Annotated in this window: 11 protein-coding genes; 6 read left to right on the plus strand and 5 right to left on the minus strand. The window is 72.6% G+C overall.

Translation table 11 applies throughout. From position 1 onward, the window contains the following. Positions 1–38 precede the first annotated feature (38 nt). The 3 genes from ACIA79_RS08515 (at position 39) to ACIA79_RS08525 (ending at position 3,077) form a co-directional block, all read left to right on the plus strand. Complete coding sequence (locus ACIA79_RS08515) at positions 39–1,604, plus strand: ATP-binding protein (protein ID WP_399427498.1); 1,566 nt, start codon at positions 39–41, stop codon at positions 1,602–1,604. After that, positions 1,601–2,290 (plus strand): response regulator, encoded by a 690-nt coding sequence (locus ACIA79_RS08520; RefSeq protein ID WP_399427383.1) that lies wholly within the window; start codon positions 1,601–1,603, stop codon positions 2,288–2,290. The genes ACIA79_RS08515 and ACIA79_RS08520 overlap by 4 nt, the downstream gene beginning before the upstream one ends. 100 nt (positions 2,291–2,390) lie before the next feature. Next, a complete protein-coding gene (locus tag ACIA79_RS08525) occupies positions 2,391–3,077 on the plus strand; it encodes a helix-turn-helix domain-containing protein (RefSeq protein ID WP_399427384.1) in 687 nt (228 codons plus the stop codon). Between the two features lie 10 nt (positions 3,078–3,087). Here ACIA79_RS08525 and ACIA79_RS08530 read toward each other — a convergent pair whose 3' ends face one another. Both ACIA79_RS08530 and ACIA79_RS08535 read right to left on the minus strand, forming a co-directional pair. Next, complete coding sequence (locus ACIA79_RS08530) at positions 3,088–4,173, minus strand: RICIN domain-containing protein (RefSeq protein ID WP_399427385.1); 1,086 nt, start codon at positions 4,171–4,173, stop codon at positions 3,088–3,090. 218 nt (positions 4,174–4,391) lie between these two features. Beyond that, positions 4,392–5,417 (minus strand): ATP-dependent 6-phosphofructokinase, encoded by a 1,026-nt coding sequence (locus ACIA79_RS08535; RefSeq protein ID WP_399427386.1) that lies wholly within the window; start codon positions 5,415–5,417, stop codon positions 4,392–4,394. A gap of 219 nt (positions 5,418–5,636) precedes the next feature. Here ACIA79_RS08535 and pta point away from each other — a divergent pair, with 219 nt between their 5' ends. The 3 genes from pta to pyk all read left to right on the plus strand — a co-directional run bounded on the left by pta (position 5,637) and on the right by pyk (position 10,467). After that, positions 5,637–7,736, plus strand: a complete 2,100-nt coding sequence (gene pta, locus ACIA79_RS08540; protein WP_399427387.1) for a phosphate acetyltransferase — start codon at positions 5,637–5,639, stop codon at positions 7,734–7,736. Continuing rightward, a complete protein-coding gene (locus tag ACIA79_RS08545) occupies positions 7,733–8,962 on the plus strand; it encodes an acetate kinase (RefSeq protein ID WP_399427388.1) in 1,230 nt (409 codons plus the stop codon). Before pta ends, ACIA79_RS08545 begins: the two co-directional genes overlap by 4 nt. Before the next feature lie 74 nt (positions 8,963–9,036). After that, the gene (gene pyk / locus ACIA79_RS08550; RefSeq protein ID WP_399427389.1) at positions 9,037–10,467 is read left to right on the plus strand and encodes a pyruvate kinase; all 1,431 of its coding nucleotides are present in this window, start codon (positions 9,037–9,039) and stop codon (positions 10,465–10,467) included. Positions 10,468–10,535: 68 nt separating this feature from the next. On the opposite strand, the gene ACIA79_RS08555 is transcribed toward pyk, so the two are convergent. The 3 genes from ACIA79_RS08555 to ACIA79_RS08565 all read right to left on the minus strand — a co-directional run bounded on the left by ACIA79_RS08555 (position 10,536) and on the right by ACIA79_RS08565 (position 13,158). Continuing rightward, positions 10,536–11,885: a hypothetical protein gene (locus ACIA79_RS08555; RefSeq protein ID WP_399427390.1), complete on the minus strand. Its 1,350-nt coding sequence runs from the start codon at positions 11,883–11,885 to the stop codon at positions 10,536–10,538. After that, entirely contained in the window at positions 11,875–12,426 is a 552-nt protein-coding gene (locus ACIA79_RS08560) for a DUF6114 domain-containing protein (protein WP_399427391.1), read from the minus strand. The genes ACIA79_RS08555 and ACIA79_RS08560 overlap by 11 nt, the downstream gene beginning before the upstream one ends. A gap of 99 nt (positions 12,427–12,525) precedes the next feature. Further along, the gene (locus ACIA79_RS08565; RefSeq protein ID WP_399427392.1) at positions 12,526–13,158 is read right to left on the minus strand and encodes a DUF6230 family protein; all 633 of its coding nucleotides are present in this window, start codon (positions 13,156–13,158) and stop codon (positions 12,526–12,528) included. Positions 13,159–13,419 lie beyond the last annotated feature (261 nt).

Raw genomic sequence — 13,419 nt, forward strand, 5'->3', positions numbered from 1 at the left:
TGCCCCGCCCGCGGAGCCTCGCCGGCCAGCTCTTCGCGATGCAGGTCGTCCTGGTGGCCGTCGTCGTGGCGGGCTGCGCGCTCTTCGCGTACGCCGACGACCGCCGCCAGGCCGAGGAGACCGCGCGCCGCCAGGTCACGGCGACCGCGACGGCCGTCGCCCGCTCCCCCGCCGTCGTCGCCGCCGCCCGCTCCGGCGACCCGACGGCCGCGCTCCAGCCGTACGCCGCCTCGCTCGTCGGCGAGCACGGCGTCGCGTTCGTGACGATCATGGCGCCGGACGGGACGCGCTGGACGCACCCCGATGCGGGCCAGATCGGCAGGAAGTACCTCGGTCACATCGAGGAGGCACGGCGCGGTGCGACGTACTCCGAGACGTACCGCGGCACCCTCGGGCGCTCGGTGCGCACCGTGGCGCCGGTGTTCGACGGGGGCAGGGTCACCGCGCTCGTCAGCGCGGGCATCACCGTCGACCGGATCAGCGAGCAGCTGAGCAAGCAGGTCACGGCCCTGTTCGGGATGGCGGGCGCGGCGCTGGCCCTCGGCGGCCTCGGCACGTACGTGATCAACGCGCGGCTGCGGCGGCACACGCACGGTATGAACGCCTCCGAGCTGAGCCGGATGCACGACTACCACGAGGCCGCGCTGCACGCGGTGCGCGAGGGGCTGGTGATGCTCGACGGACGGCGGCGCATCGCGCTGATCAACGACGGCGCCCGCGAACTGCTGGGGCTGGGCGAGGACGCGGTGGGCGCACCGGTCGCCGGGCTCGGCCTGCCGCCGTCGCTGACCGGCGCGCTGCTCGCGTCGGAGCCGCGCGCGGACGAGCTGCACCTGACGGCCGACCGGGTGCTCGTGGTCTCCACCCGCCCGGTCGTCGGCGGCGAGCGGCGCGGCACGGTGGTGACGCTGCGGGACCACACCGAGCTGCAGGCGCTCTCGGGCGAGCTGGACTCGGAGCGCGGCTTCACGCAGGCCCTGCGCTCGCAGGCGCACGAGGCGGCGAACCGCCTGCACACGGTGGTGTCGCTCATCGAGCTGGGGCGGGCCGGTGAGGCGGTGGAGTTCGCCACGGCCGAGCTGGAGCTGGCCCAGACCCTCACCGACCGGGTGGTCGACGCGGTCGCCGAGCCGGTCCTCGCCGCGCTGCTGCTGGGCAAGGCGGCGCAGGCCAACGAGCGGGGCGTGGAGCTGGTGCTCACCGAGGACAGCCGGATCGACGACGGGGTGCTGCCGCGGACGCTCCCGCCCCGCGACCTGGTCACCATCCTGGGCAACCTGGTCGACAACGCCCTGGAAGCGGCCCAGGGCAGCCGGCTCGCCCGGGTCACCGTGACCGCGCGGGCGGACGAGGAGTCCGGCGAGCTGCTGCTGCGCGTCGCCGACACCGGTCCGGGCGTCGGCCCGGAGGACCACGACGTCGTCTTCGAGCGCGGCTGGTCGACCCGCGGCCCCGGGCGCGGCCTCGGGCTCGCCCTGGTCCGCCAGGCCGCCCACCGGGGGCGGGGTTCGGTGCGGCTGGCCGGCGGGCCGGACGGGGGCGCGGAGTTCACCGTACGGCTGCCGCTCGGGGCCGCCCGCGCACCGGTGGAGGCCCGCTCATGACCGCGGCGCCGGCCATCAGGGTGCTGGTGGTGGAGGACGATCCGGTCGCCGCCGACGCGCACGCCCTGTACGTGGGCCGGGTGCCCGGCTTCACCGTCGTCGGCGTGGCGCACACCCGGGCCGCCGCCGGGCGGCTGCTGGAGCGGACGGCCGTCGACCTGATCCTCCTCGACCTGTACCTGCCCGACGGCCACGGCCTGCACCTGCTGCGCTCGCTGCGCGCGGCCGGGCACCACGCGGACGTCATCGCCGTCACCTCGGCGCGCGACCTGGCGATCGTGCGCGAGGGCGTGTCGCTGGGCGTCGTGCAGTACGTCCTCAAGCCGTTCACCTTCGCGACGCTGCGCGACCGGCTCGGCCGGTACGCGGAATTCCGGGCGGCGGCCGGGGAGGCGTCCGGCCAGGAGGAGGTCGACCGGGCGCTGGCGGCGCTGCGCACGCCGCGGCCCGCGGCCCTGCCGAAGGGGCTGAGCGCGCCGACGCTGGCGGCGGTGACCCGCACCCTGCGGGAGTCGCCCGGCGGCCTGACCGCCGCCGAGGCGGGGGCGGCCGTCGGCATCTCCCGGATCACCGCGCGGCGGTACCTGGAGCACCTGGTGGAGGCCGGACGGGCGGCCCGCAGTCCGCAGTACGGCCAGGTCGGCCGCCCCGAGCTCCAGTACCGGTGGATCACCGCGGAACGGTGAATTACCCAAGGTAGTATTTTTTCTGGACGTTCCTACGATCTGTGGCGTTGGCCGAACGCACCGTAGCCAGAGGTGACCGGCCGCACCTACCGTGTGCCGCGTGCACCCCTCCCCACCCTCTCCACCCTTCAATGCGCTGGCCGCCCGCCGACTGCGCGAGGCGCTCGGCATGGGCCCCGCCCACGTCGCCTACGGCCTGCGCGCCCAGTACGGACTGGCCGTCCCCCCGGAAACGGTGATGGCCTGGGAACGCGGCGTCGCCGCGCCCACCCCGAACGAGCTCACCGCGCTCGCCGGCGTCCTGTGGTGTTCGCCCGGCGAACTGCTGGCCGCCGCCACGACCCTGCGCGAGCACCGGATGGCACGGGCCATGGCACCCGAGGACCTGGCCCGCCGGGTCGGCCTGGACGTGAAGTCGTACCTCCGCATGGAGGAGTCCGGCCGCTGGCGCGGGAACGAACGGCAGACCGCCGCCCTCGCGGACGTGCTGGCCCTCGGGCCGCGCGAACTGCTCACCGTCACCGGCCGGCACGAGCAGCTCGCCGAGCTGCTGCGCAGCGCCGCCTCGACGCGCTGGCAGGCGTACGTCCGTCCGGTGGCGAAACTGCTGCCGATGGACCGGGGCCGGCTGGAGCAGGTGCTCCAGCAGCTGCACTCCGACTACCAGGCGCGCATGGTCTCCACCAACAGCTGGGGCGTCGACCTCACCGACAGCAGCGACGGCCAGGCGGGCAAGGAGTTCCTGGCACGGATAGACGAGCACTTCTGGTCGCTCGCCCACCTGTGACCGGCCGCGGTCAGGGCGCCCCGGGCCGGTCGAAGCCGAACAGCTGACCCCGGCCGTCCTCGCGGCACGCCTCCTGCACCACATCCGTCCACGGCTCGCGCGAGGCGTCCCGTACGCGCAGGCACAGGTCCGAGTGCGCGGACCTGATGCGGTGGCCGGCCTCCCGGCCGGCGCCGTCGAACGCCTCGATGCGGAACTCCTCGCGCGCGCCCCGCCGTCCGCACTTCTGGTCCACCAGGGGCGCGCCGTGCTCCTCGGCGAGGGCGGCCGGGATGCCCGCGCAGCCGGCCCCGAAGTCGGGGTGGTCGGAGTGGATCCGCCACCGTCCCCCGCCGAGCCGCACGAGGGAGTAGCGCGGCACGGTCGCCTCCGCGCAGGGCACCTGGTAGACCTGCCCGCTCTCCTGACCGGGCCGCTCGTTCAGGCAGAGGCCCGAGTGCACGGCCCGCAGGAGCACCGGCCCGGGCGCGGGCGGGGCGGCCTCCTCCCGCGGGCGGCCGGCGTCGGGGCCGCGGAGGAACGCGACGACCGTCGTCGCGGCCGTGACGAGGGTGAGCAGCCCGACGAACGGCACGAATCCGCGGGTGGCCCAGGCGCGTAATCGCTCCCCCCGCCCCGGGGCCCCGGGGCCGCCGACCGGCCCGCCGCGACCGTCCGGACCGTCCGGGCCCTTCGTGCCGGGGGTCACGTCCTCGGCCCAGCGCAGGGTCCCCGCCCCGGCGGCCGCATCGGCAGGCCCGTCCGCGGGACCACCGTCGGGGCCGGCCGGCCGGTCCCCGGCTTGCGCCGCGGCGCCGTCGGTGCGGCAGCGGCCGGCGAGGTCCTCGCGGACCGCGAGCCAGCGCTCCAGTTCCCCGGGGCCCACTCCGCAGGCGCGGACGTACACCGACAGCAGCTCCTCGCGCGGCAGCGAGGCGCGGGCCAGCATGCTGGCGACCGTCGAGCGCGGCAGGACCTCGCCGAGCGCCTCGGCGCGGGCCGACAGCTCCCGGTAGGTCAGACCGGCCGCGTCCTTGAGCGCCTGCAGCAGCCGGACGAACGCGGCGGGGTCGCGCGCCTCCCGGGGGTCGGGAGCTGCTCTCTCCCCGTCGGTCATGCACGGCCCCTTCCGCCCGTCCCCGGTCCTCGGCCGCCCCGGACGCGGTGGTGGGTCGTCCGGGACAGGAGTCAAGCCTTGTGGAATCGGCGAGGGGCCTCAAGAGGGGAAATCGGCAATTCCGGCAGGGCGCTCGCGGCGGGCCGGCGGGAAAGCCGGCGGCCCCGGTCGTCCGCGAGGGCGGGGCCGGCCGGGGCCGAAGCAGAGGTGCGCAGGCGTCAGAAGACGGACTCCGCTTCGTACATCCGGTTCCCCGGCACCGTCTTCAGCTGCGTGACCGCCTCCGCGAGCGGCACCATGTGGATGTCCGTGCCGCGCAGGGCCGTCATCCGGCCGAACTCCTTGCGGTGCGCCGCCTCCACCGCGTGCCAGCCGAAGCGGGTCGCGAGGACGCGGTCGTACGCGGTGGGGGTGCCGCCGCGCTGGACGTGGCCGAGGATGACCGGCCGGGCCTCCTTGCCGAGCCGCCGCTCCAGCTCCTTGGCCAGCCGGTTGCCGATGCCCTGGAACCGTTCGTGCCCGTACTGGTCGATGGCGCCCTTCTCGTACTCCATCGAGCCCTCCGCGGGGTGCGCGCCCTCGGCGACACAGATCACCGCGAACTTCTTGCCGCGCGCGAACCGCTCCTCGACCATCTTCACCAGGTCGTCGACCTCGAAGGGCCGCTCCGGCAGGCAGATGCCGTGCGCGCCGCCCGCCATGCCGGACTCCAGCGCGATCCACCCGGCGTGCCGGCCCATGACCTCGACGACCATCACCCTTTGGTGCGACTCGGCGGTGGTCTTCAGACGGTCTATGGCCTCGGTCGCGACCATCACGGCCGTGTCGAAGCCGAAGGTGCGGTCGGTAGACGAGATGTCGTTGTCGATGGTCTTCGGCACGCCGACGACCGGCATCCCCGCCTCGGCCAGCAGCCGCGCCGCGGACAGCGTGCCCTCGCCGCCGATGGGGATGAGGACGTCGATCCCGTACCGCTTCTGCAACTCGCCGCAGTTCTCGGCGGCTTCGTGCAGCCGGGCGCGCTCCAGCCGGGCGGAGCCGAGGATCGTGCCGCCGCGGGCGAGGATGCCGCTCACCGCGTTGAGGTCGAGCGGCCGGTAGTGGCCGTCGAGGAGGCCCTTGAATCCGTCCTCGAAGCCGATGACCTCGTCACCGTGACCGGTGAGCGCCCGGTGCACGACCGACCGGATCACTGCGTTGAGGCCCGGGCAGTCGCCGCCTGCGGTGAGAACTCCGATGCGCATCGTGCTGTGTCTCCTGCTCGGTATCGGTACGGGGGAGCCTTACCGAATTGTCCCACGGTACGGCCACGCAGCGTGTTCCCCGCCGCTCGGCCGAAGGGCTGTCGTCACGGACCTCGCAACCCGGCGGGCGCTTAACCCAGCACCAGAGGTATTGTCAAGGGGGTATCGGGCACCCGATCAGGGATTTTGCATCAGCACTCGCTTGACAGGAGAGCATGCGTGGCGCGCAGCGTGTACGTGACCGGGATCGACCGCGGTGACGGCCGCCAGGTCGTGGAGCTGGGAGTCATGGAGCTCCTGACCCGCCAGGTGGACCGGGTGGGGGTGTTCCGGCCCCTGGTGCACGACGGCCCCGACCGCCTCTTCGACCTGCTGCGGGTGCGCTACCGGCTGTCCCAGGACCCGGCCACGGTGTACGGCATGGACTACCAGGAGGCGTCCGCCCTCCAGGCCGAGAAGGGCACGGACGAGCTGGTGTCCCGGCTGGTCGACCGCTTCCACGCGGTGGCGCGGGAGTACGAGGTCGTGCTGGTGCTCGGTACGGACTTCCACGCCACGCAGCTCCCCGAGGAGCTGGCGCTCAACGCGCGGCTCGCCAACGAGTTCGGCGCCTCGGTGATACCCGTGGTCGGCGGCAAGGACCAGGACGCCGACGCGGTGCGCGCCGAGACGCGCAACGCCTTCCGGGCGTACGAGAGCCTCGGCTGCGACATCCTCGCCATGATCGCCAACCGGGTGGCGCCCGAGGACCGCGACTCCCTCGCCGAGCGGCTGGCGGCCCGCCTCCCGGTGCCCTGCTACGTGCTGCCGGACATGCCGGCACTGTCCGCGCCGACGGTCGCCCAGATCCGCCAGGCGCTGGGCGCCGAGGTGGTGCTCGGGGACGACTCGGGGCTGGCGCGCGACGCGCTGGACTTCGTCTTCGGCGGCGCGATGCTGCCGAACTTCCTCAACGCCCTGACCCCCGGCTGCCTGGTCGTCACACCCGGCGACCGCGCCGACCTGGTGGTGGGCGCGCTGGCCGCGCACTCGGCGGGGAACCCGCCCATCGCGGGCGTGCTGCTCACCCTGAACGAGCGCCCCAGCCAGGAGGTGCTGAACCTGGCCGCCCGCCTCGCGCCCGGCACCCCGGTGCTGTCGGTCAGCGGCACCAGCTTCCCCACCGCCGCGGAGCTGTTCTCGCTGGAGGGCCGGCTGAACGCGGCGACCCCGCGCAAGGCGGAGACGGCCCTCGGGCTGTTCGAGCGGCACGTGGACACGGCCGACCTGCTGGGGCGGATCTCGGTGGCCCGCAGCGGCCGCGTCACGCCGATGATGTTCGAGCACGAGCTGCTGGAGCAGGCCCGCGCCGACCGCCGCCGCGTGGTGCTGCCGGAGGGCGCGGAGGAGCGGGTGCTGCGCGCCGCCGACGTCCTCGTCCGCCGCGACGTGTGTGCCCTGACGCTCCTCGGCGACGTGGAGCTGATCCGCAAGAAGGCCGCCGACCTGGGCGTGGACCTCGGCGACAGCCAGCTGATCGACCCGGCGTCCTCGGAACTGCGCCAGCGCTTCGCCGAGCGGTACGCCGCGCTGCGCGCCCACAAGGGCGTCGGCGTGGAGCTGGCGTACGACGTGGTGTCGGACGTCAACTACTTCGGCACGATGATGGTGCAGGAGGGGCTGGCCGACGGGATGGTGTCCGGGTCCGTGCACTCCACGGCGGCGACGATCCGCCCCGCCTTCGAGATCATCAAGACGAAGCCGGACGCGTCGATCGTCAGCTCCGTGTTCTTCATGTGCCTGGCGGACAAGGTGCTGGTGTACGGCGACTGCGCGGTCAACCCGGACCCCGACGCCGAGCAGCTCGCCGACATCGCCGTCCAGTCGGCCGCGACGGCCGCCCGGTTCGGGGTGGAGCCGCGGATCGCGATGCTGTCGTACTCCACCGGCACCTCGGGCTCGGGCGCGGACGTCGACAAGGTGCGCGAGGCGACGAAGCTGGTGCGCGAGCGGCACCCGGAGCTGAAGATCGAGGGGCCCATCCAGTACGACGCGGCCGTGGAGCCGTCCGTCGCCGCGACGAAGCTGCCGGGTTCGGAGGTGGCGGGCCAGGCCACGGTGCTGATCTTCCCGGACCTGAACACCGGCAACAACACGTACAAGGCGGTGCAGCGCTCCGCCGGCGCCGTGGCCGTCGGCCCGGTCCTGCAGGGTCTGCGCAAGCCGGTGAACGACCTGTCGCGCGGAGCGCTCGTCAGCGACATCGTGAACACCGTCGCGATCACCGCGATCCAGTCCCAGCCCGCCTCCGCATGCCCACAGAAAGCAACGCACCCGTGAGCAACGCGACCGCCGCCTCCCGCGTCCTTGTCCTCAACTCCGGCTCGTCGTCCGTGAAGTACCAGCTGCTCGACATGCACGACGGCGCCCGGCTGGCCGTCGGGCTCGTGGAGCGGATCGGCGAGGAGACCTCCCGCCTGGTCCACACGCCGCTGACCGGCGGTGCCGGGCAGCGGGAGCGCACCGGTCCGATCGCCGACCACGAGGCGGCGCTCAAGGCCGTCGCCGACGAGCTGGCGGCGGACGGGCTCGGCCTCGACTCCCCGGAGCTGGCGGCGATCGGGCACCGGGTGGTGCACGGCGGGCTGCGGTTCTCCGCCCCGACGGTCATCACGGACGAGGTGATGGCCGAGATCGAGCGCCTGATCCCGGTGGCACCGCTGCACAACCCGGCGAACATCACGGGCATCCGCACCGCGCAGGCGCTGCGCCCCGACCTGCCGCAGGTGGCCGTCTTCGACACGGCGTTCCACACCACGATGCCGGAGCACGCGGCGCGGTACGCCATCGACGTGGCGACCGCGGACGCGCACCGGATCCGCCGCTACGGCTTCCACGGCACGTCGCACGCGTACGTCGCGCGCCGCACCGCGCAGCTGCTGGGCAAGGACCCGTCCGAGGTGAACGTGATCGTGCTGCACCTGGGCAACGGCGCGTCGGCGACGGCGGTGCGCGGCGGCCGGTGCGTGGACACCTCGATGGGCCTGACCCCCTTGGAGGGGCTCGTCATGGGTACGCGGTCCGGTGACATCGATCCCGCGGTGGTGTTCCACCTGGAACGGGTCGCCGGAATGTCGACCGACGAGATCGATGTGCTGCTGAACAAGAAGAGCGGATTGGTGGGGCTTTGCGGTGACAATGACATGCGCGAGATCCGGCGGCGGATCGATGAGGGCGACGAGCGGGCGCAGCTCGCGTTCGACATCTACATTCACCGTTTGAAGAAGTACATCGGCGCTTATTACGCGGTGCTCGGCCGGGTCGACGCGGTGGCGTTCACCGCGGGTGTCGGCGAGAACGCGGCGCCGGTGCGGGAGGCCGCCGTGGCGGGCCTGGAGCAGCTCGGCCTGGCGGTGGACGCCGGTCTGAACGCCGTACGGTCCGGGGAGGCGCGCCTGATCTCGCCGGAGTACGCGCGGGTCGCGGTGGCCGTGGTGCCGACCGACGAGGAGCTCGAAATCGCCCGCCAGACCTACTCACTGGTCAACTCCGCGGCCCACGACTGAGCGGCACCGCGCCCATTTGTACATTCCACCAGACGGAATATTCCGCAGTGAAACAAACCGATAGGATCCGCCTTATGCGCCGTTCCAAAATCGTCTGCACACTGGGCCCCGCCGTCGACTCGTACGAGCAACTGAAAGCTCTGATCGAGGCCGGTATGAACGTGGCCCGCTTCAACATGAGCCACGGATCCCACGCTGAGCACGAGGAGCGGTACCACCGCCTCCGCCAGGCCGCCGAGGACACCGGCCGCGCGGTGGGCGTCCTCGCCGACCTCCAGGGCCCCAAGATCCGTCTGGAAACGTTCGCCGAGGGGCCGGTCGAGCTGGTCCGCGGTGACGAGTTCACCATCACCACCGAGGACGTCCCCGGGGACAAGTCCATCTGCGGCACCACGTACAAGGGTCTGCCCGGGGACGTCTCCAAGGGCGACCAGATCCTGATCAACGACGGAAACGTCGAGCTGCGCGTCATCGAGGTCGACGGCCGGCGCGTGAAGACGATCGTCGTCGAGGGCGGGGTCATCTCCGACCACAAGGGCATCAACCTGCCGGGTGCGGCGGTGAACGTCCCGGCCCTGTCCGAGAAGGACGTCGAGGACCTGCGCTTCGCCCTGCGGATGGGCTGCGACCTGGTCGCCCTGTCCTTCGTGCGGGACGCCGACGACGTCAAGGACGTCCACAAGGTGATGGACGAGGTCGGCCGCCGCGTGCCGGTCATCGCCAAGGTGGAGAAGCCGCAGGCCGTCGAGAACATGCAGGACGTCGTGATGGCGTTCGACGGCGTGATGGTGGCCCGCGGCGACCTGGCCGTCGAGTACCCGCTGGAGCGGGTCCCGATGGTGCAGAAGCGCCTCATCGAGCTGTGCCGCCGCAACGCCAAGCCGGTGATCGTGGCGACCCAGATGATGGAGTCGATGATCACCAACTCGCGCCCGACCCGCGCGGAGGCGTCCGACGTCGCCAACGCCATCCTGGACGGCGCCGACGCGGTCATGCTGTCGGCGGAGTCCTCCGTGGGCGCGTACCCCATCGAGACGGTCAAGACGATGTCGAAGATCGTCGCGGCCGCGGAGGAGGAGCTGCTCTCCAAGGGCCTGCAGCCCCTGGTGCCGGGCAAGAAGCCGCGCACCCAGGGCGGCTCGGTGGCCCGCGCGGCCGCCGAGATCGCGGACTTCCTGGACGGCAAGGCCCTGATCGCCTTCACCAAGTCCGGCGACACCGCCCGCCGCCTGTCCCGCTACCGCGCCCAGCAGCCCATCCTGGCGTTCACCACCGAGGTCTCCACCCGCAACCAGCTCGCCCTGAGCTGGGGCGTCGAGTCCTTCGTGGTCCCCCACGTCGACAACACGGACGCGATGGTCGACCTGGTCGACGCCGAGCTGCTGAAGCTCCAGCGCTACAACGAGGGCGACACCATGGTCATCACCGCGGGCTCCCCTCCGGGCGTCCCGGGCACGACCAACATGGTCCGCGTCCACCACCTGGGCGGCGAGTCCCGCTCCTGACACCACCCGGCACGCACGCCGCGGGCCGCACCCCCGTAGGGGGGCGCGGCCCGCGGCGCGTGCGGCGGTCAGCCGTCGATGTAGTTCTTCAGGCCCGGAACGGTCAGGGTGCCGCCGAACTGGCCGGCCTGCGTGACCTTCACGTCGGTGAAGAAGGCGAACGGGACGTTCAGCGGGGGCGGCGTCTCGGGGCTGAACGTGATCGGGATGAGGCCGAAGAGGTTGCCCTTCAGCTCCTCCGTGTACATCGTCACCGTGCCGCCCGTGATGGTGGAGGTGGAACCGGGGCGGGACTTCACATGGCCGGTGCGGCCCTCGGAGTGGACCGTGAGCTGGTGCAGGTCCTTGATGTCGACCTCGCTCGCGGTGAACTTCAGGACCTTCTTCACCTTGCCGCTGCCGGTCTTCACCTCGACGATGCCGTGGTAGTCCAGGCCGCGCAGGGTGAGCCTGGTGCTCTCCAGCCTCCACGGATCGTCCGGGAGCAGCGGGATGCCGGGCTCGGCCTTCGCGTCGGCGAGGGCCTGCGGGTCGGGCGTCGGGCAGGGGAAGCGCGGCTTGGCGCCGTCCGGGATGTCCTCGTCCTTCTTGGGGTCGAGTCCCTTGACGTCCTCGGGCAGCTCCTCCACCGTGGCGCCGGCCTTGTCGGCGGCGTCCTTGATGGCGTCCTTCGTCCGGTCCGGCGCCTCGCCGGCGGATCCGGCCGGCGGCTCGGCCGAGGGCTCGGGGCCCGGCTGCGTGGACGGCTGTCCGGCCGAGGCGGTGGGCGACGGCGTGGTGGAGGGCTGGGCGGGGGCGGACGCACCGGCCGACGGGGTCGCCGCCTGCTCGTCGTCCGGGCCGTCGAAGATGTCCTTGATCGCGCCGCCGATGCCCAGCGGGTCCAGCGGGTTCTTGGACTCGGTCGGCGTCGGCGTCGGCGTCGGGGTGGGCGTGGGCGTGGGCGTGGGGGAGGCCGTCGCGCCGGTCTTCGGCAGGGTGGCCGGCCCGGTGTCCTCCACCGCGTCGTCCGCCGACGGGGCGTCACCGGGCGCCGGCTTCGCGGCGTCCTCCTGCTCCTGCCCGTCCTGCCCGTCACCGCTGCCGGCCGGGTCGCCGGCGCTCGCCGACGGCTCGGGCGCGACCGAGCCGGACGGCGACGGCTTCGCCTGCTCGTCCGTCTCCTGCGGCTCGTCGGACCGGGTCACGCACGGACCGGGCGCGAAGGGGATGTCCTTCTCGTCGGCGAGGGCCAGCTTGGGCGTGAGGCCGAGGCCGACGAGGACGGCGGTGGGCATCGCCGCCAGGGCTATCGCCTTGCCCGCGGGGGCCTGGATCCTGGTCCGCAGCGACTTCTTCGGGGCCGCGTGACGCGGCCCCCTTCTTGCCAGAGTGCCGTCGCCCCCCGTCGTCTCCGACTGCGTGTCGTCACCCCGCACTGTTCCTCCCGCCGTTGGCCTGGGTCGTCGCTTCGGTCACGTGCGGGTCCGTCCCGCCCTCGGGCCGCTGCCCGGGTACGGCGGCGGCCGTGGCGTCCTCGGGCACCGGAGCCGCGCCCACTCCCTCGTCCTCACCGGCTTCGTCCCGGGGAACGCCGGGGGCCCACGAGATGGAGAGCGCACCGCCGATCAGCGAGCAGAGGAACCCCACGAGGAAGCCGCCGATGTTGGAGATGGGCAGCGACACGAGCCCCAGGATGATGGCGGCCACACCGGCGAAGACGCGGACGATGGAGTGGAACCACATCGTCAGGCCGAGCGTGGCCAGCAGCAGACCGATGATGAGCGATCCGGCGCCGGCCGTGGTCGCCATGGCGATCGTGACGTTGCCGAGCCGGACGTCGGCGTACGGGAGGTAGGCGATCGGCACGCTGCCCAGCAGAGTGAACAGTCCCGCCCAGAAGGGCCGGTTGCCACGCCAGGCCCGGAAGCGAAGCCGCCAGTAGGTGAATCCGCGGGATCCAGTGGACTCGGCGCTCATGGAAAACAGCTCCCTGGAAGCGGTGTTGCTGTGAAAGGTGGTGAAGTGGCCCGAGCGGGGCGGGGGCCGTCGCGCGATCCCCGCCCCGTCAGGTCCGTGCTAGAAGCACTCCTTGACGCCCTGGTGCAGGCGCAGTTTCAGACCGCTGAGCTTGAAGGTGCCGGCCGTGGTGGCCCAGGCCTTCTGCTCGACGTTCTTCAGGACGGCCTTCTTGGCACGCTGCGAGAAGCCGTACGGGTTCGCCTGCGTACCGGGCTGGACGCCCGGGTTCTTCAGGGAGCCCGCGGCAACACCGATGTCGATGTTGCTGAACTCGGCGTCGGCGTCCAGCTCCGAGACATCCAGGTAGATGTCCTTGGCGTAGACGCGGTCGTGACCCGGCGTGCCGGCCCGCAGCTCCAGGCTGACGTTGCCGAGGAAGGGCACCTTCGGCGTGACGACCGACTGGCACATGTCGGTGATGTAGGCCTCGCTGAAGCCCGAGACACCGACCGGGTCCGCGAAGTCCTTGCCTTCGAGGTCCTTGCCGTGCGCCACGCTGCCGTACTGGACGAAGTCGTAGCCCTCGAGTTCCTTGGCCTTAACCTTGAACTCCTGGCCGGAGATGCTGAACGACGCGGCGAGCGCGCCCTGCGCCATACCGATGCCTATCGCGGCCGTCGCGGCCACGCTCGGCACCATGACAACGGCGAACCGCTTCCATCTGGTCCCACCGCGAACCTGGGACTTCATAGATTCCTCCTTCTCGGACGTACATCTCCAAAAGGGCCGTCGGCCCGTCCTGGGATGGGAGAAGTGCTACGTCCTCGGGAAGGAGAGCGCCCGTGGATCAGGCGCGAGCCGCGTCCGAACACCGGCGATCACCCCCGAGCGACAACCACTGGCCACGCCTTCGCGCAACCTGATCGGACAGGCCCTGCCGGTCGGCAGGAACCCCCCTGTCCTCGGCCGGCGCCCGTGCTGCCGCCGGCCGGCTCGGTGGGGACCCAGGCC

Source organism: Streptomyces sp. NPDC051310, from assembly GCF_044455245.1.
GTDB lineage: Bacteria > Actinomycetota > Actinomycetes > Streptomycetales > Streptomycetaceae > Streptomyces.